Origin of the sequence: Paractinoplanes rhizophilus (assembly GCF_042664765.1) — a bacterium.
Taxonomy (GTDB): domain Bacteria; phylum Actinomycetota; class Actinomycetes; order Mycobacteriales; family Micromonosporaceae; genus Actinoplanes; species Actinoplanes rhizophilus.
On sequence record NZ_JBHTBJ010000020.1, the window covers coordinates 1 to 17,926 of the forward strand.

Here is a 17,926-nt window from a genome sequence, read left to right on the forward strand (position 1 = left end):
GCAGGGGGCGCCACCGCCGGGGGCAGCAGGCCGGGCCCGCCCTCGGACGCTGCTCCGGACGGGCCGGCGGGCGCGTTGCCGGACGCGGCGGCGGCCGAAGCGCCGGCCTGCCCGGCGGACGGCCGGTCGACGGCGGCCACGGGCGGCGGAGCCGGGTCGGCGGGAGAGCGGTGGGCCACGAGCCAGCCGACGGTGGCGGCAGTGGCCAGCACGATGGCGGCCGCGATGAGGCGGAGCACATTGCGGGAAAGCGCCGGCGCCGGCGGAAGGCCGGCGGTGGGCGCCCCGCCCCCGTCCCCATCTCCGACCCCGGCACCGACCCCGGCACCGACCCCGTCACCGACCGCAGCCCCGGCAGCGGCCCCGCCTCCGACCGCGGGCCCGGCAGCGACCCCGGCTCCGGCCCCAGCAGCGACCCAGGCCCCGGCACCGGCCCCGGCAACGGGCTCGGTCCCGGCAGGCGGGGCGAGGGGTGCCGCCAGGCCGGGCGCTTCCCGGAGGGCGTCCAGGCCGGCCGCGTGCGCGAGCACCCGGGCGGCCTCGCGGGCAGTGGGGCGGGCGGCCGGGTCCTTGCGCAGGCAGCGAGCGCACAGGTCGAGCACCGCGGCGGGCACGGGAGCGAGCGGCACCAGCGGCGGCGGCTCGGCGTGCACGTGGTTGGCGAGGACGCGCTGCGCCGGGGCGCCGGCCCAGGGGGCGTGGCCGGAGAGCAGCCGGTAGAGCAGGACCCCGAGCGCGTACACGTCGGAGGCGGGCAGCACCTCGTCGCCGGTCAACCGCTCGGGAGCCGTGTAGGTGGGCGTGCCGAAGACGGTGTCGCCCTCGGAGGCGGGGCCGCGGGTGGCGGCGATGCCGAAGTCGACGACCTTGGCGCCGGTCGGGGCGAGCATGATGTTGGCCGGCTTGATGTCGCGGTGGACCAGGCCGGCGGCGTGCGCGGCGGCCAGGGCCGCGGCCACCTCGGCGCCGACGCGCAGGGACTGCGGGGCCGGGAGGTCGCCGTCGCGCAGGCGGTCCAGCAGGGTGCCGCCGATGATCAGCTCCAGCACGACGTAGGGCACGAGCTCGCCGGCGACGACGGTCTCGCCGTAGTCGTGGACCTGGGCGATGTTGGGGTGGGAGAGCTGCGCGGCGATCCGCGCTTCGCGCCGGATCTGCGCGAGACGAGGGTCGCGCACGTGCGTGGCCAGGAGCTTCACCGCCACCGTACGGGTCAGCACGGTGTCCCAGGAACGCCAGACCACCGCCATCCCGCCGGCCCCGATCGGCTCCACCAGGCGGTAGCGGCCGCCCAGGCAGAGGCCGGGACGGGCGAGGCCGGCGAGATCGATGTCCATCTCCGCGAGTCTGCCGTTTCCGGCGCGCGTGCGCATCCGATGAGTGGACGATTGCTTGCCGTATCGAACAGATTCGACGGCGATCGATGCCATGCCCCGGAGTCGGGAATCATGTATCTCGAAACGGGAGGCGAGCCGTGCGTGGCCCGCCTCCCGCAACCCGACGCCGCGGGAATCCGCGATGCCTATTGGACGCCGAGCAGGTCGACGACGAAGATCAGCGTCTCGTTCGGCTTGATGACGCCGGCGGCGCCCCGCGCGCCGTAACCCAGGTGCGGCGGAATCGTGAGCTTGCGGCGGCCGCCGACCCGCATTCCCTGGACGCCCTGGTCCCAGCCGGCGATGACCTGGCCGCCGCCGAGCGCGAAAGCGAATGGCTCGCCCCGGTCCCAGGAGGCGTCGAACTGTGCCCCGTTCGAGTGCGAGACGCCGACATAGTGCACGGTCGCGAACTGTCCGGCACGCGCCTCGTCGCCCTCACCGACGGTGATGTCCTCGATCACCAGGTCGGCGGGCGGGTCGCCCTGGATCGGGCCGATCTCGGGCTTGTCCATTTTTGTCCTCCGGTTCGGGTGGTGACCCCGCCATGCAATCACACCCGCCGGAAAGGTGAACGGCTGACCGTACTTCTCCGTATCTCTTGCCGGCACCCACTGCTCGAGACACCTGGGGAGACTGTCATGATCCGCCGACTGGCCGCCGCTGCCGCTGTCGCGGGGACGTTACCGCTGCTGACGGCCGCGCCGGCGTTCGCGCACGGGGCCACGACCACCCCGATCAGCCGGACCGCCGCCTGCGCCGCGGGCGGCGGGACGGCCACCGGCACGGCGGCGTGCAAGGCGGCCCGCGCCGCCAACGGGGGCCCGTTCGGCACCTTCGACAACTTGCGGGTGCCCAACGTCAACGGCAACGACAAGAAGCTCGTGCCGGACGGAAAGTTGTGCAGCGGCGGGCTGCCCGCGTTCAAGGGCCTCGACCTCGCCCGCGACGACTTCCCGTCGACCTCGGTCACCGGGGGCCGTTCGCTGGCGATCAAGTACCGGTCGACGAAGCCGCACGCGGGCAGTTTCCGGATCTATCTGACCAAGCAGGGCTTCGACCCCGCCGCGAAGCTGACGTGGGGCGACCTGACGAGCAAGCCGCTCGCCGAGGTCAAGGACCCACCGCTGCGCGACGGCGCGTACCGGATGAGCGTGAAGTTGCCGTCGGACCGGACCGGGCGGCACATCCTCTACATCGTGTGGCAGACGTCCAGCACGCCCGACACCTACTACTCGTGCTCGGATCTGGTCTTCCGGAAAGTTTCCGGGCAAGCCTCCGCCGCGCCGGTCGCCACCAAGAAGAAGCCGGCCGCGTCGAAGCCGGCGTCGCCCTCGCCGTCCGCGTCGCCGGCCGCCACGGCGGAGCCCGCCGCTCCCCCGGCCGCCGTGGCGACCACCGAGCCGCCGGCGACCGCCCAGGCCATCACTCCGGTCGGTGACCAAAGCCAGGTGACGCTGGGTCACGGCATCATCGCCGGCGCGCTCGTGGTGGGTGCGAGCTTTCTCGCGTACGCGCTGATCGGCGGCTTTCTCCGGAAGCGGCGCGAAAACCGTTGAACCGCAACGGTTCGGCCTTCGTACTGATGGGCGTCGACATCGGAAAAGCCCCGTCCCAGTCCTTCGGAAAGAATGACGAAAGGCCGAGCATGAGTCGTGTTCGTTACGGCAGCCGAGCGGTCAACCGCCTGTCCCGCCGCCGAGTTCTCGCCATTGCCGCCACCGCGGGTGTCGGGGTTTCCGTCGCCGGTGTCACCGGACTGAGCCTGGCCGGCGAGACCACCGCGAAGGACGACGGCCAGCCGCTGGTCATCTCGCTGCGGGACGCCTCGAAGGGCACGTTCGACATCTTCTCGGGCGGGTCCAAAACCACGCTGACCGACAAGAAGCTCGCCGCCAAGCTGCTCAAGGCGGTGAAGCGCTGATGTCGTCACATCGCGAAGCTCCGGAAATCAGCAAGGACCCGGTGGCCGACTCATCCGACCTGTACGCGTTCGTCAGCCCCGACGATCCGGACACCGTGACAATCATCGCGAACTACGTCCCGTTGCAGCTTCCGGCGAGCGGGCCCAATTTCTTCGAGTTCGGCGACGACGTTCTCTACGAAATTCACATCGACTCGAACGGCGACGCGCGTCCCGACCTCACCTACCAGTTCCGGTTCCGCACGGAACTGCGCAATGACAAGACGTTCCTGTACAACACCGGCCAGATCAAGTCGCTGGACGACGAGAACTGGAACCGCCGGCAGTTCTACTCGGTCACCAAGGTCGACGCGCACGGCAAGCGGACGGTGCTCGCGCAGAAACTGCCGTGCCCGCCGTGCAACGTCGGCAAGCTGTCCATCCCGGACTACGACAAGCTCGCCGCCGACGCGGTCAAGAAGCTCAAGACCGGGGAGAAAGTTTTCGCCGGGCAGCGCGCGGACGCGTTCTTCGTCGACCTCGGCTCGATCTTCGACCTGGGCACGCTGCGGCCGTTCCAGGACAAGCACCTCGTCGGGCAGGCGCTGTTCAACTACGCCGGCAAGGCCGTCAACGCGACCGACAAGCTCAACGTGCACTCGATCGCGATCCAGGTGCCGCTGCACATGGTGCGCCGCGACGGCAAGAAGAAGGTGCGCGGCCGCGACCCGGGCGCGGTGATCGGCGTCTGGACCTCGGCGTCGCGCCGGCAGGTGCAGGTGCGCCAGGGCGACCGGAAGAACGCCGACGTCGAGGTGGGCCCGCAGGTGCAGGTCTCGCGGCTGGGCAACCCGCTGTTCAACGAGGTCATCGTGCCGATGGCGCAGAAGGACACGTGGAACTCGCTGCCCCCGTCGGAGGACAAGCGGTTCGCCCAGTTCGTCGAGAAGCCGGAACTGGCCGGGCTGCTGCCGGTGCTCTACCCGGGCCTGTTCGACAACCTGGACAAGCTGAACAAGGCCGGCACCGCCCGCGCCGACCTGGTGGCGATCCTGCTCACCGGCATCCCGGACGGCCTGATCGACAACTTCCAGAACGCCACCGGCGACACCAAGTCCGACATGCTGCGCCTGAACACCGCGGTGCCGCCGGCCGAGGAGCCGAAGGCGTTCGGCGTGCTGGCCGGCGACCTGGCCGGCTTCCCCAACGGCCGGCGGATCGAGGACGACGTCGTCTCCATCTCGATCCGCGCCATCGCGGGCGTCACCTTCGCCCTGGTCGACGAGACCTTCGAGCCCGACGCGGCGGCCGGCCTGGTCGAGCAGGGGCTGTCGATCAAGAACGTCAGCTCCGGCCTGCTCGAGAAGTTCCCGTTCCTGGGTACTCCGTTCGATGGATTCGACAACCCATGAGCCATGATCATCAGCACAGCCTGGCACCCTCCGGTCAGGGCACGGTCGTCCTCAACATCGGCGCGGGCATCGGGGCCATGGTCATCCACACCCCCGGCCGGCTGCACGGGCACGAGATCGAGGTCAGTCCGGTCACCGATCCGGCGCGGCGCACGCACGCCGCGGTCCGGGCCCGGTACGTGCGCAGCGGCGTCTCCTTCGCCGTCGTCATCGACAGCCTGCCCGCCGGCCGGTACACCGTCTGGCGTGACCCGGTGACGCCGCTCGCCGAGGTCGAGGTCCCCGACGGCGGCGTGGCCGAGTACGACTGGCCCGCCGCCGCGACGGCCGCCGCCTGAGCCGCCCGGTCGTTCACCGTGACGTAACGCCGGACGTATGAGTAGTTTCCGATGAGCGGTGGGTGACGGTTCCGGTCTAGGGTGGACCGCATGGCTGTCCACCCTGGGGACTCCCCGGTCCACGTCGCCCTGCGGACCAGCGACGTGGACGAGGCCAGGGCGTTCTGCCGCAAGATGTTCTACGGTCCGCTGCAGGTGAATCCCGTCGGCGACCCGGCGGGCTTCGCCTTCGCCGGCGACGTGGTCACGCTCGGTTCGATCACGGTCGGTGAGATCAGCTACGGCGCTGACGTGCGGGTGAACATCGCCGACCTGGAAACGGCCTATCACGTGCTGGCGCCGCTGAACGGTTCGCTGTGGTCCCGGCATCGCGGCACGGTGGTGATCGCCGATCCCACCCGGGCCGCGGTCTACCGCCCGGTGGGCGACATCGACCTGGAGTGGCCGGGCGACACCCGCCTGCTGAGCGTCAAGGTCGAGCGGGCCGCGCTCGAGCGCGAGCTGGACGCGGCCCTCGACCAGCAGATCGTGTCGCCGCTGCTGCTCGGCGAGAGCTTCGACCTCGCCGAGGGCCGGGGGCGCACGTGGTCGGCGCTGGTGCGCCTGCTGCACACCGAGCTGTGCGCCGAGGAGGGCCTGGCGTCGTCACCGCGGATGGCGGCCCGCTGGCGCGACATGGTGGTCAGCGGGCTGGCCCTGACGGTCGAGCACCCCTACGGCGACGAGCCGGCCGGACTGCAGGGCCCGCGCCGCCCGCGCACGGTGAAGCGAACCCTGGACGCGATGCACGCGGAGCCGTGGCGCCAGTTCACGGCGGCCGACCTGGCCGCGGTCGCGGGGGTCGGCGTGCGGGTGCTGCAGGAAGCTTTCCGGCAACATGTGGGGGTGTCGCCGCTGGCCTATCTGCGGCGGTTGCGGCTGGACGGGGTGCACGCCGAGCTGTCGAGGTCGGATCCGTGGCAGGTCAACGTGTCCGAAGTGGCCTATCGCTGGGGCTTCACCCATCTGGGCAGGTTTGCCGGCGCTTATCGGGCCCGCTTCGGGGTTTCGCCGTCGCAGACCCTGCGCGAGCGCCGCTGAGGCGCCGGCCGCGGCGCTCGCGGAGGTCAGCGGTTGGTGGCGATGTCGTCCGGTGCGGGCGACGGGACTGGGGTGGGCGACGGGACTGGGGTGGGCGGGAACGGCTCCCCGATCGGCGTCATTTCGCCCCCTTGAGCGCGAGGCAGCCGGTCTCCTCCGGCAGCAGCGGCCGGAACGTCACGGACCACTTGCCGCCGCCGCTGGTCCACGGCGTGATCTGGGTGGCCGACTCGGCGGCCTTCCACACCGCGTCCTTCTCGGCGCCGGAGACGGCGACGCAGCCGATGCCGAGGTTCTCGTTCAGCGTCTCGCCGGGCAGCGCCGGACCGGGCCAGGCCTTCGCGGGGCCGGCCAGACTGGCGTCCTGCGGCGCGACGTATTTCCGGGCCAGCGCGGCGAGCGTCTCGGGCTGGTAGCGCACCGGCTTCGCCACGCCCTCGGCCGACGACAACGACTGCAATTGCTTCACGTACGCCGAAAGCTTGGTCCTCGCGTCGCGCTGGGCCTGGGTGAGCCGCGGATCGTTGGCCTGGGCCTCGCCGAGGGCCATCACGTTGACCGACTGGTCGCCGACGGTCACCCGGGTGTAGGGGGCGTCGGCGATGTTGGGGCTGCCGAAGTCGGCGCCGTTGCGCACGCCCGCCTCGGCGCCCCGGCGTACCAGATCCTGCACCACCTCGGGAGTGAGCAGCTGCTCCTGGATGTTGGGCAGCGCCTCGCCCGGATAGATCAAGGTCGTCGGGCCCTGGGTGATCAGCCGGCCGTCGGCGTAGACGCTGACGGTGGGGATCCGGCCGATGTTCTGCTCGGCGGGCACGAACCCGCCGAACGACTCGACGCGCAGGACCAGGTCGTCGGAGCCCGAGGCGGCGGCGCTCTCGCTGGCGGCCGGCTCCGACGCGCCCGCGGCATGGTTGCCGGCCGTCTGGGCGCACGCGGTGATCAGCAAGAGGGGGAAGGCGGCGGCGATGAGGGTGCCGCGGAGACCGGTCATGACCTCTAGGACGAACCGGACCCATGATCGGTTCCGGGTCGCCCGGGAAATTCGGTGGAAAGGTGGCCGGCCCCGGGGCGGCGGGGCCGGTCACTCTTCTCCGGGGGCGGGCGGAAAGCTTTACTTCACCGGGCCGGGCTTCACTTCACCGAGCCGAGCGAAAGGCCCTGCACGAGCTTGTCCTGGGCGGCGAACCCGGCGACCAGGACCGGCAGCGAGACGACGAACGCGGCCGCGCACAGCTGGGCGAGGAACAGGCCCTGGCTGGTGACGAACCCGGTCAGGAAGACCGGCGCCGTCTCGGCCACGGTCGCGGTCAGCACCCGGGCGAACAGCAGCTCGTTCCAGCTGAAGATGAAGCAGATCAGCGCGGTGGCGGCGATCCCCGGCATGACGACCGGCGCGATGACCGAGCGCAGCGTCCGGGACAGGGTCGCGCCGTCGACCGAGGCCGCCTCGAGCATCTCGACCGGCACCTCGGACAGGAACGAGCGCATCATCCACACCGCGATCGGCAGGTTCATCGAGGTGTAGAAGACGATCAGCAGCCAGATGTTGTCGAGCAGCCCGGTCTGCTGGGCGAACAGGTAGAGCGGGAGAAGGCCGGCCACGACCGGCAACATCTTGGTGGACAGGAAGAAGAACAGCACGTCGGTCCATTTGCGCACGGGTTTGATGCTCAACGCGTACGCGGCGGGGAAGCACAGCAGGAGCACGAGGATCGTCGACACGACGCTGGCGGTCAGGCTGTTGAGCAGCGGCGGCCACGGCGAGGCGCCGCCGGAGAAGAACTCGCGGTACCCGTCCAGGGTGAGCGGCGCGAAGACGGCCGGCGGGTTGGTGGCCGCGTCCTCCTCGGAGTGGAACGAGGTGAGCACCATCCACAGCACGGGCAGCACGAACAGGATCCCGACCACCCAGGCGAGCAGCGACAGCCAGACGTTCGCGCCCTCCTTGCGCTTGCGCACCGGGCGGCCGCGCTCGTCGCGGGTCGCCGGAACCGGGGCGGTGTCGGTGATGCTCATCGGCCGGCCTCCTGCTTGAAGAGGGACGAGACGGTGCGCAGCGCGAACGTCGCGATGATGATCGTGCCGAGGACGACGATGACCGCCGCCGCGGAGGCCCGTCCGTAATCGTGGGCCTGATAGAAAATCTGATAAATGGTGTACGGCAGATTGGCCGTACCCAATCCGCCTGAAGTGATGGTGAAGACCGCGTCGAAGTTCTGGACGATGTAGATCGAGCCGAGCAGGGCCCCCAGCTCCAGGTACTGGCGCAGATGCGGGAGCGTCATGCTCCGGAAGATCTGCCAGCCGTTGGCGCCGTCGATGCGCGCCGCCTCCACCACGTCGAGCGGGCGGCCCTGCAGCCCGGCCAGCAGGATCAGCATCATGAACGGCGTCCACTGCCAGACCAGCGCGAAGATCACCGCCCACAGTGGCATGTTGCTGATCCAGTCGGGCTGCGGCGGATTGTCCGAGCCGAACAACCCCCACACCCAGGTGATCGCCCCGTTGAACAGGCCGTACTCGGGGTTGTAGAGAGCGTGCTTCCAGAGCAGCGCCGCCGCCACCGGCACCACCAGGAACGGCGCGATCATCAGGGTGCGGACCACGCCGCGCCCCCGGAACTTCCGGTCCAGCAGCAGCGCGATGCCCAACCCCAGGATCAAACTGATGAGTACGACGCCGGCGGTGAGCCAGATCGTGGTCAGCACCGCGTCGCGCATGTTGACGTCGGTGAAGACCCGCTTGAAGTTGTCGACGCCGGCGAAGCCGACCTCCTCGGGGTAGTACGCGTTCCAGTCCATGAACGAGATGACCAGCGTGGCCAGGAACGGCAGCTGGGTCACGACGATCATGAAGATCAGCGCGGGCATCAGCGGCGCGCGGCGGGCCCACCGGAGGCTTCGCTCCCGGGCGGACGGTTGCGGCCTGGTCTCGGGCTGCGCGGTGGTCTGCTCGGCGACGGAAGTCATCGGATCACCCCTCCTGCCGGGACTGGTAGCGCTCGGCCACGTCCTCGGCGAGCCGCTGGCCGCGTTCCAGCGCCTCGCCGACCGACATCTGGCCGGCGATCGCCGAGCTCACGTACTGCGAGACCTGCGTGCCCAGGTCGGTGAACTCGGGGATGTCGACGAACTGGATGCCGATCGCGGGCCGCGGCTGGACGCCGGGGTTGCGCGGGTCGGCGCTGGAGATGGCCTTCTCGGTGGGCTCGGCGAACGCGGCGGCCACCTGGAGGTACTGCTGGTTCCGGTACGTCGACGCGCGCTTGCCGGCCGGGACGCTGGACCAGCCGACCTGCTGGCCGACCAGTTCCTCGTACTGGCGGCTGGACGCCCAGGAGATGAACTTCCAGGCGTTGTCCTTGGAGTCGCTGGCCTGCTGGATGCTCCACGACCAGGCGTACAGCCAGCCGGAGCTCTTCGTCTTCTCGACCGGCGCGGCGACGTACCCGATCTTGCCCTTGACCGGCGAGGAGTCCGCCTCCAGCGAGCCGGCCGCGCTGGTGGCGTCGTACCACATCGCGACGTTGCCCTGGACCAGGTTGTTCAGGCACTCGGTGAAGCCGGCCTGCGGCGCGCCGTTCTCGCCGTGCGCGCGCACCAGGTTGACGTAGAAGTCGGTGGCCGCGGTGAACTCGGGCGCGTCCACCTTGGGGGTCCAGTCCTTCTCGAACCAGGTGCCGCCGAACGTGTTCACCACCGTGGTGAGCGGGGCGAAGACCTGGCCCCAGCCGGGCTGGCCGCGCAGGCAGATGCCGCGCATGCCGGGCTGCTTGTTGTCGACCTGGGCGGCGATGCCGGCGACCTGCTGCCACGTCGGGTTCTCCGGCATGGTGACGCCGGCCTGCTGCAGGACGTCCTTGCGGTACATCAGGAACGAGGACTCGCCGTAGAACGGCTCGCCGTAGACCTTCCCGTCGTCGGCGGTCAGCGACTGCGTCATCGGCGGCAGGATGTCGGCCTGGTCGAACTGGGTGTCGGCGGCGATGTAGTCGTCGAGCGGGGCGATCCACTTCGACTTCGCGTAGATCGGGATCTCGAAGTTGCTCAGCGACGCGACGTCGTACTGGCCCGCCTGGCTGGAGAACTCCTGACTGATCTTGTCGCGGACGTCGTTCTCGGGCAGCACGGTGAAGTTCACGTGGATGCCGGTGGCCTTGGTGAAGTTGTCCCCGGTGAGCCGCTGCAGGTCGATCATCTGCGGGTTGTTCACCATCAGGACGTTGATCGTGTTCGGGCCGCCGCCGCCCGGCCCGCCGCCCCAGCCCGCACACCCGGAAACCGTCATCGCGGCGATCGCGGTCACCGCCACGGCGAGCCTGAAACGCATGCGGGCCTCCCCATCGAGGCGTGTGACGCCGGTTACACAACGGACCTCAGTACATGCCTGAGATCACACAATGTCAACCGTTCGTCACGTTCCGCTGCCCAAATCTACGATGCCACCCTGGCGCTTCGGCCGAGCACCTCGACGACGTCGCCCGGGTGCAACTGCCGGCCGCGGCGGGTGTCGACCTCCCCGTTGACGGTCACGTCGCCCGAGGCGATCAGGACCTTGCCCTCTCCCCCGGTGTCGATGAGATCCGCCAGCTTGAGGAATTGTCCGAGTCTGATCATGTCGCCGCCGATCGCCACGTCCCGCATCCGGACATCATCGCCGACGACCTCGGAAAAGTTCTCGCGGGGCGTTGAACCATTCACGCGCGGCATACGAACTACCGGTCGTGAGGCACTTCCACCTGGCCCGCAGAGCGGGCGTACCCGCCCTGGCCGCGGCGATCGGCGCGCTGGTCGCCGGCCCGGCCCTCGCCGATGCCACGGTCTCCCCCACGACGGCCGTCCAGGGCAGCGGCGAGAACCTGACTTTCCACGTGACCAACACCGGAACCGCGCCGATCCACACGGTCACCCTGACCATTCCGCCCGACACTCCGGTGGCCGAGGTCTACCCGCTGTCGGTGGACGAGTGGGCGCCCAAGATCCAGATGCGGACGCTCGCGACCCCACTCGCGACCATCCACGGCGGCACTCCGGCGACCGAGGCCGCCGGCGCGATCACCTGGCTCGCGGTGCCGGGCCACGATCTCGCCCCCGGCGGATCCGCCGACCTGCGCGTGGCGATCGGCCCGCTGCCCACCCTGAGCAGCATGCAGTTCACCATCACCAGCACGTACGCGAACGGCTCGGCCGGACCCACGATGCCGCCCGTCTCGCTGGCGCTGTCGCCCGGCACGGGCCTGCCGGCCACCGGCCACGACCACGGCGGCACCGCGACCGACCCCAATGCGGCCGCGGACGGCTCGGCGGACGACGAGCTGTTCGCCCAGGCCATCGCCGACGCGACCCGCGGCCCGTCGATCTGGTCGATCGGCGGCTGGGTGGTGGCGGCGCTCGCGCTGCTGGCCGCCGCGTTCTACTTCGTGCGCGGCCGGCACCGCGCGCAGGAGGACGACGAGCCCGACGAGGAGCCGGAGACCACGGCGACCGCCGACGAGAAACAGGACGAGAAGGAGCCGGTCACGGCCGGCAAGTGGAGCCTGCGCTCCTGAGGAGAAGACTCCCGCGCAGGTGGACGCGGGAAAGTGTCGTGCTGATGCGCGTGGGGCGCGGAACACGACCAGCGGGTGGGGCCATTGGGCATGGCTCGCGACTCGCGCCCGATGGGGTGGGAGGGGTCCGACCCTCCCGCCCCATCGCACATCCACCCGTTGCGCTGCTCACCCGTGCGCGCCCCGCTCGGCACGCCAGTTGGGCCGGAGATCACCCGGCCTCGAGCCGCCCTGTGGAAGCCACCGATTTCTTGTCGTACCCGGCTGGTCTACTCGGCCCCGCCCAGCGCCGGGGTGGGGGATGGCCTGTGGGCGCCGCGGAGATCAATTTTGCAGGTAATCGGGGCCGCGGGCCCGAATTCGCCCCGGGCGGCGTGAATCTTGAAGAGTTCCCGCTCGCGGCGAACGGATACTCACCATCGCCGGGCGCCGTCGATCGACTGCCGCCGGATTTGGGATGATATTTCCCGGGGCGTCCCACGTGGTGGGCGGCTCATCCCGCCTGCCGCGACGCGTGGCCAGCAGGCGGGAACGCGTCCCCCGAGCTGGACTCGGTCGCCACATCGTGAGAACCCAGGCGGTCAACGCGACCGGCCGCGCCGCCGGGCCTACCCACGCCCACGCCGTGGCCATGGCAAGCCCAACTCATCCCAGGCGGGCCGCCGACATCGCAAGAGGGTGGCCCCCTCCGCGCCGGCGCACCAGCACATCGTGATCTTGCGAACTCCCGCCGCCGCCCACGGACCGCCCCCACCCGGTTTGGGTGGGGCCATTCAAGCAGCGGGGTACGACAACTTTTCGCGGTCGTCCACAACCGGGCTCAGCTGACCGAAACTGGTCGCGGGGATCGGAGGGCGTCGACGATCTCGCGCTGCACCCGGTCGGAGTCCTCGTGCGGGACCTGGCACGTGCCGGCCGCGACGTGGCCGCCGCCGCCGTAGCGGAGCATCACCTCGCCGACGTCGACCGGGGAGGTGCGGTCGAGGATCGATTTTCCGCAGGCGAAGACGGTGTTCAGCTTCTGCCGGCCCCAGATCACGTGCACGCTCACCCGCGACTCGGGGAACAGCGCGTACACCATGAAGCGGTTCCCGGCGTGGATCACCTCCTCGTCGCGCAGGTCCACCACGACGACGTCGCCGTCGAGGTGGCTGACCCGCTTGAGCTGCGCCACGAACAGGTCGTGCTGGGCGCGGTACAGCTCGGCGCGCTCGGCCACGTCCGGCAGCCGCAGGATCTCGCCGACGTCCTGGATCTCCAGGCACGCGTCGATGAGCTGCATCATCAGCTGATAGTTGGAGATCCGGAACTCGCGGAAGCGGCCCAGGCCGGTGCGGCTGTCCATCAGGAAGTTCAGCAGCGTCCATCCGCCGGGGCGCAGGATGTCGTCGAGCGAGTACTGCGCCGAGTCGGCCTGGTCGACCGCGCGCATCAGGTCGTCGGAGACCTTGGGGAAGCGGGATCGGCCGCCGAAGTGCTCGTAGATCACCCGGGCCGCCGACGGCGCGTCGGCGTCGATGACGTGATTCTCGAGGTTGCCCTCGTTGCGCAGGGTCTCCGAGTGGTGGTGGTCGAAGACCATGTGCGCGCCGGGGGCGTACGGGAGGTTGGTCAGGATGTCGTTCCCGGTGACCTCGACCTCCCCGTCCTGCACGTCCTTGGGGTGCACGAACTTGATCTCGTCGATCATGTCGAGGTGACGCAGCAGCACGGCGCAGACCAGCCCGTCGAAATCGCTCCGGGTCACGAGTCGGTACTTCATATCATCCAGTTTGCCACTTTTGTCGGTGAGGTCCTGCTCGCATCGAGGGATGGATCTGAACGCTGTGGCTCCGCGCTGCGTAGGGTTTGGCTGGATGGTCCCAACGGTCCCGGAGGACTCGCAGACGATGGACAACGTTCCCCAGCTCAGCCAGGAGCGCAGCGCCCCGCCAGCCACGCTGGTGATCTTCGGTGCCTCGGGTGACCTGACCCGCCGCAAGCTGCTGCCGGCGGTGGAGAGCCTCGCCCGGCACAACCGGCTCCCGAGCGAGTTCGCGCTGATCGGCGTGGCCCGCACCCCGATGGCCGACGCGGACTTCGCCGACAGCGCGCTGGGCGGCCGCGGCCTGGCCGACAAACCGCAGCTCCAGGGCGGAATCAGGTACGTTTCGGGCGGGTACGACGACCCGGAGACGTACAAGCGGCTCGGCGAGGTCCTCGACGAGCTGGACGCCCAGCGCGGCACGTCCGGCAACCGCCTGTTCTACCTCTCCACCCCGGCCGAGGCGTTCGAGCCGGTGATCAACGGGCTGGCCGGCGCCGGGCTCAACCACGCGCGCGAGGGCTCGTTCTCCCGGCTGGTCATCGAGAAGCCGTACGGCCGGGACCTGCCGAGCGCCCGCGAGCTCGACGGCATCGTGCACGCCGCGTTCGACGAGCCCAGCGTCTTCCGGATCGACCACTACCTGGGCAAGGACACCGTGCAGAACGTCCTGGCCCTGCGCTTCGCCAACTCGATCTTCCAGCCGATCTGGGACCGCTCGTGGGTCGACCACGTGCAGATCACCGTGGCCGAGACGCTGGGCGTCGGCACCCGCGGCGGCTTCTACGAGCACGCGGGCGCGATGCGCGACATCGTACAAAATCATGTTCTGCAGGTTTTGGCGCTCGCGCTGATGGAGCCGCCGGCGTCGTTCGACGCCGAAGGGCTGCGCAACGAGAAGGTCAAGCTGTTGCAGGCGATCCGGCTGCCCACCAACCGCGACATCGCCGACCTCGCGGTGCGCGGCCAGTACACCCGCGGCGGCACCCGCGAGGACCTGATGGCCGGCTACCGCGAGGAGGTCGGCGTCGACCCGCTGTCACGGACCGAGACGTACGCGGCGATGCGCCTCAACGTCGACAACTGGCGCTGGGCGGGCGTGCCGTTCTACGTGCGGACCGGCAAGCGCTTGCCGGCCCGCGTCACCGAGGTGGCGCTGCAGTTCCAGCGTCCGCCGCACCTGCCGATCCCGCAGGACCAGCTGACCGGCCTGGAGGCCGACGCCTTGATCCTGCGGATCCAGCCGAACGAGGGCATCTCGCTGCGCTTCGGCGCCAAGGTCCCGGGACACTCGTTCCGGGTGCGCACGGCCAGCATGGATTTCTCGTACGAGCAGACGTTCGCCGAGGAGTCCCCGGAGGCGTACGAGCGTCTCCTGCTCGACGCGCTGCTGGGCGACCCGACCCTGTTCATCCGCAGCGACGAGGTCGAGCAGTGCTGGCGCATCGTCGACCCGATCATCTCGCACTGGGCCGATGACCCGTCCCCGATCCCGACATACGAGGCCGCGTCCTGGGGCCCGACCGACGCCGACCGCCTGATCGGCCGCAGCGGCCGCCACTGGCGCAATTCTCTCTGACCCCCTTCTTCGCTTACGGGTGACGGTTTCGGGCGGGGGGGGCGACGGCGACGATGGTCTTTTGCGTCTTACGGCCGTGAGCGGCGAGGTGCGTCCGCCTGACCCACCGCCCAGCTCGGCCTGGGTGACCGACTCTGCTGGCCGGACCACGGCGCGGCAGCCAGACCACCCGGCTCGAGGTGAACGCCCAGCTCAGCCAGGCACCCAGCACTGAGCGACCGATTGCCTGGCGCAAGGGACTGCCATGCAAGATCCCGGGCGGGGGTGACCCAAGATCGGCATCAAGCCTGACCGGGCGATCTTGGGTCACCCCCGCCCGGGATCGTCCACCGCAAGCAAGCCCGCGGCGGCAAGCCCGCGGCGGCAAGTCGGCGGCGGCCAGTCGGCGGCGGCAAAGTCAGGGGCGGGAGGCCAGGGAAGCGGCGGCTATCTCCATCAAGGCGGAGACGTTCCCGGTGGGGGCGACCGGGAACGGCTCCGGGTCCTCGCAGCGGTCCAGCAACAACTCGACCAGGGCGGCCCGGTTGACGATGTCCGCGGACGTGATGGCGCCGGGGAGGATGCGGACCTCGAGCGTGTCGCGCAGCGGGCGGTCCTTGAGCAGCTGCGTCAGGTTCACGTCGAAGTACTTGGTCAGGCCGCCCGCGGCGGCGGCCCGGCGCAACTCGTCGGTGTCGGGCTTCTCGGCGCTCGCGGCGGCAACCAGCGGCTCGGGCAGCGCGGCCAGGCGACGGCACCTGGGGTTGGTCTGCAACAGCTCGCGCAGGCCCTCGCGGTAGTGCGCGAACAGCAGCACCACGTTCGCGAGCGTGCGCGGCTCGCGGAACGGCGCGCCGTCGAGGTGCAGGTGCACCGCGGCCTCGTTCGGCACGGTGAAGCCGAGCTCGCGGGCCGGCTCGAGCAACTCCTCGAGGGCCTCGGCGTGGCCGGCGGCGAGCGGCGGGGTGACGATCTCGCAGGGCCGTTCCCGTTCCGCGCCCTGCGGGGCGGCCAGCGCGATGGTGGCGCCGTCGCGGTCGTCCAGGCGGACCACGTCGCCGATCGGCTCGGGCTCGGTGCCCCACAGCTCGGCGACCGGGTCGAGCACCCGCTCGAGCGGGGCGCCGGGGTCGCACCGGGTGGCCAGCAGGCCGAGCAGGCGGGGGTCGTCGCTGAGGACGCGGTACCAGCCGGGCGGCGCGGGGGTGCGCGGCTGCAGCCCGTCGGTCAGGGTGATGTCGTCGACCAGGGTGCACAGCGGCGTGGCGTCGGCCCGCAGCACCTCGAACCCCTGGGTCAGGTGCAGGAACCGCCCCAGGCCCGGGACCAGGGACGGTTCGCTGTCGTGGTGCCATACCGGCCGGATGCGTCCGCCGATGCGCCCGGCCAGGTCGTACGCGAGGCTGCGCCGGCTGCGGCCCGGCGGGGCCATCAACTCGATCTCGAAGCCGATGCGCCGGCGCAGGCCCGGGGTCACGGCTGCAGCGGCAGGGTCTGACCGGCGAGGATGCGCTTGCCGCCCTCGACCTTGGCCTGGTACGCGGTCTTCAGATGCCAGATCTTGGACAACTGGATCGCGTCGTCGACGTCGTAGCCCTTCTTGAAGAAGGCCTCGACCTGCTTCGCCTCCTTGGCCGCTTTGATGTTGGCCGGCTTCGGCTTGACCGGGAGCGTCTCGTGGGCGAGCAGCTTCTTGCCCGCCTTGGTCTTGGCGTCCGACGGGTCCGCCAGGTGCCAGATCTTGGCGAGCTTCACCGCCTCGTCCCAGGTGTAGCCGGCGCCGAAGAACGCGGCGAGCTGCTCCTGCATCGCCTTGATCTCGGGATCGTCCGGGTCGGGGGCCGGCTCCTCGCTGTTCGGCGTGGCCGGGAACGGCAGCGCCTCGCCGGCCAGCAGCCGGCGGCCCGCCTCGGCCTTGACGTGGGCGACGTCGTCGGTGAGGTGCCACAGGTCGGCGAGCCGGACCGCGTCGTCGTAGTCGTAGCCCGCGTCGACGTAGGCGTTCAGGTACTCGTTGAGCTGGATCGCGCTGATCGGCGGGAGGCTCGACGGCGCGGCCGACGTGGGCACCGCGCCGGCCGGAAAGCTGACGCTGGAGGTATTGCGGGCGTTGCCGGGGAGCAGGTTGGGCAGGGTGACCACCCCGGCCACCGCGACTGCGGCGAGCGCGGCGCCACCGGCGGCCTGCAGGCCCCGGCGGCGGCGCCGGTATTTGGTCGACAGCTCCTGCACCCGGGCGTAGACCGCCGCCGGGTCGGGAGCCTGGTTCTCGTGGGTTTCGAAGGCCTCGCGCAGCTTGTCTGCGTGCTCGGTCACGACTTCTCCTCGGCATGAATGCGTTCCCGCTCCGTGAGGCGGAGCGTTTTGAGAGCCCTCGAGGCGTGGCTACGCACCGTCGCGGGCGCGCAGCCGAGGAGATCCGCGATCTGTCCGTCGTCCAGCTGCTCGTAATAGCGCAGGACGAGCACGGCGCGTTGCTTGCGGCCCAGTGTCGACAACCGGGCCCACAACGCGTCGGCCTCGACCACGCCGTCGGCATGATCGAGCACCCCGCCCCGGGCGTCGTCCAGGTCGGTCAGGCGCTCACCCACGGCGTGCACGTTCCGGAACTGCCAGCTGCGCCGCCAGGAGAGGTACTCGTTGAGCACCATGCGCCGGACGTACGCCTCCGGCGAATCGGATTGGCTGATCCGCCGCCACCGGGAATGTGCGCGCGCGAGCACTTCCTGGACGACATCCTGCGCCAGATCCCGGTCACCGGTGAGGACGACCGCGTAACGCAGAAGACTGGACAGCCGGGCCATCGCGAATTCCTCGAAGGTCACGCCCCCTAAGACGGTCGCGGCCGCCCGGTTGTGCAGTCTCATGCCGAGGATTTTTCCGCATTCCCGCAACGCTCAGCGG

At 70.5% G+C, this 17,926-nt stretch carries 18 protein-coding genes; 7 read left to right on the forward strand and 11 right to left on the reverse strand.

Annotated features, from left to right (window positions below):
- On the reverse strand, positions 1-1,337 hold a 1,337-nt coding region (locus tag ACFQS1_RS24415; RefSeq protein ID WP_378972369.1), incomplete at its 3' end, for a serine/threonine-protein kinase.
- 185 nt (positions 1,338-1,522) lie between these two features.
- Complete coding sequence (locus ACFQS1_RS24420; RefSeq protein ID WP_378972371.1) at positions 1,523-1,891, reverse strand: FKBP-type peptidyl-prolyl cis-trans isomerase; 369 nt, start codon at positions 1,889-1,891, stop codon at positions 1,523-1,525.
- A gap of 126 nt (positions 1,892-2,017) precedes the next feature.
- Here ACFQS1_RS24420 and ACFQS1_RS24425 point away from each other — a divergent pair, with 126 nt between their 5' ends.
- The 5 genes from ACFQS1_RS24425 to ACFQS1_RS24445 all read left to right on the forward strand — a co-directional run bounded on the left by ACFQS1_RS24425 (position 2,018) and on the right by ACFQS1_RS24445 (position 6,109).
- Positions 2,018-2,935: a lytic polysaccharide monooxygenase gene (locus tag ACFQS1_RS24425; RefSeq protein ID WP_378972374.1), complete on the forward strand. Its 918-nt coding sequence runs from the start codon at positions 2,018-2,020 to the stop codon at positions 2,933-2,935.
- A gap of 89 nt (positions 2,936-3,024) precedes the next feature.
- Positions 3,025-3,300: a hypothetical protein gene (locus ACFQS1_RS24430; RefSeq protein WP_378972376.1), complete on the forward strand. Its 276-nt coding sequence runs from the start codon at positions 3,025-3,027 to the stop codon at positions 3,298-3,300.
- A complete protein-coding gene (locus ACFQS1_RS24435) occupies positions 3,300-4,691 on the forward strand; it encodes a DUF4331 domain-containing protein (protein WP_378972378.1) in 1,392 nt (463 codons plus the stop codon). Before ACFQS1_RS24430 ends, ACFQS1_RS24435 begins: the two co-directional genes overlap by 1 nt.
- Positions 4,688-5,029, forward strand: a complete 342-nt coding sequence (locus tag ACFQS1_RS24440; RefSeq protein ID WP_378972380.1) for a phospholipase — start codon at positions 4,688-4,690, stop codon at positions 5,027-5,029. The genes ACFQS1_RS24435 and ACFQS1_RS24440 overlap by 4 nt, the downstream gene beginning before the upstream one ends.
- 90 nt (positions 5,030-5,119) lie before the next feature.
- Positions 5,120-6,109 (forward strand): AraC family transcriptional regulator, encoded by a 990-nt coding sequence (locus ACFQS1_RS24445; protein ID WP_378972382.1) that lies wholly within the window; start codon positions 5,120-5,122, stop codon positions 6,107-6,109.
- A 118-nt stretch (positions 6,110-6,227) separates the two neighbouring features.
- Here the strand turns inward: ACFQS1_RS24445 and ACFQS1_RS24450 are convergent, their stop codons facing one another.
- The 5 genes from ACFQS1_RS24450 to ACFQS1_RS24470 form a co-directional block, all read right to left on the reverse strand.
- On the reverse strand, positions 6,228-7,103 hold the full coding sequence (locus ACFQS1_RS24450) for a hypothetical protein (RefSeq protein WP_378972385.1): 876 nt from the start codon (positions 7,101-7,103) through the stop codon (positions 6,228-6,230).
- Positions 7,104-7,243: 140 nt separating this feature from the next.
- The gene (locus ACFQS1_RS24455; RefSeq protein WP_378972387.1) at positions 7,244-8,128 is read right to left on the reverse strand and encodes a carbohydrate ABC transporter permease; all 885 of its coding nucleotides are present in this window, start codon (positions 8,126-8,128) and stop codon (positions 7,244-7,246) included.
- Positions 8,125-9,081 (reverse strand): carbohydrate ABC transporter permease, encoded by a 957-nt coding sequence (locus ACFQS1_RS24460; RefSeq protein WP_378972390.1) that lies wholly within the window; start codon positions 9,079-9,081, stop codon positions 8,125-8,127. The genes ACFQS1_RS24455 and ACFQS1_RS24460 overlap by 4 nt, the downstream gene beginning before the upstream one ends.
- A 4-nt stretch (positions 9,082-9,085) precedes the next feature.
- A complete protein-coding gene (locus ACFQS1_RS24465; RefSeq protein WP_378972392.1) occupies positions 9,086-10,441 on the reverse strand; it encodes an ABC transporter substrate-binding protein in 1,356 nt (451 codons plus the stop codon).
- A gap of 104 nt (positions 10,442-10,545) precedes the next feature.
- Entirely contained in the window at positions 10,546-10,755 is a 210-nt protein-coding gene (locus ACFQS1_RS24470; RefSeq protein ID WP_378972394.1) for an RNA-binding S4 domain-containing protein, read from the reverse strand.
- Between the two features lie 80 nt (positions 10,756-10,835).
- Between ACFQS1_RS24470 and ACFQS1_RS24475 the strand changes: the two genes are divergently transcribed.
- Complete coding sequence (locus tag ACFQS1_RS24475; protein WP_378972397.1) at positions 10,836-11,660, forward strand: DUF1775 domain-containing protein; 825 nt, start codon at positions 10,836-10,838, stop codon at positions 11,658-11,660.
- An 820-nt stretch (positions 11,661-12,480) separates the two neighbouring features.
- On the opposite strand, the gene ACFQS1_RS24480 is transcribed toward ACFQS1_RS24475, so the two are convergent.
- Positions 12,481-13,422, reverse strand: coding sequence for an exopolyphosphatase (locus ACFQS1_RS24480; RefSeq protein WP_378972399.1), 942 nt, complete (start codon positions 13,420-13,422; stop codon positions 12,481-12,483).
- A 127-nt stretch (positions 13,423-13,549) separates the two neighbouring features.
- Here ACFQS1_RS24480 and zwf point away from each other — a divergent pair, with 127 nt between their 5' ends.
- Positions 13,550-15,043, forward strand: a complete 1,494-nt coding sequence (gene zwf, locus ACFQS1_RS24485) for a glucose-6-phosphate dehydrogenase (protein WP_378972603.1) — start codon at positions 13,550-13,552, stop codon at positions 15,041-15,043.
- 397 nt (positions 15,044-15,440) lie between these two features.
- On the opposite strand, the gene ACFQS1_RS24490 is transcribed toward zwf, so the two are convergent.
- Genes ACFQS1_RS24490 through ACFQS1_RS24500 form a run of 3 tightly spaced genes read right to left on the reverse strand, consistent with a single transcriptional unit; the run spans position 15,441 to position 17,889 of the window.
- Positions 15,441-16,499: an amidoligase family protein gene (locus tag ACFQS1_RS24490; protein WP_378972401.1), complete on the reverse strand. Its 1,059-nt coding sequence runs from the start codon at positions 16,497-16,499 to the stop codon at positions 15,441-15,443.
- Positions 16,496-17,338: a hypothetical protein gene (locus ACFQS1_RS24495; RefSeq protein ID WP_378972403.1), complete on the reverse strand. Its 843-nt coding sequence runs from the start codon at positions 17,336-17,338 to the stop codon at positions 16,496-16,498. The genes ACFQS1_RS24490 and ACFQS1_RS24495 overlap by 4 nt, the downstream gene beginning before the upstream one ends.
- Complete coding sequence (locus tag ACFQS1_RS24500; protein ID WP_378972405.1) at positions 17,335-17,889, reverse strand: SigE family RNA polymerase sigma factor; 555 nt, start codon at positions 17,887-17,889, stop codon at positions 17,335-17,337. Before ACFQS1_RS24500 ends, ACFQS1_RS24495 begins: the two co-directional genes overlap by 4 nt.
- Positions 17,890-17,926: the final 37 nt, after the last annotated feature.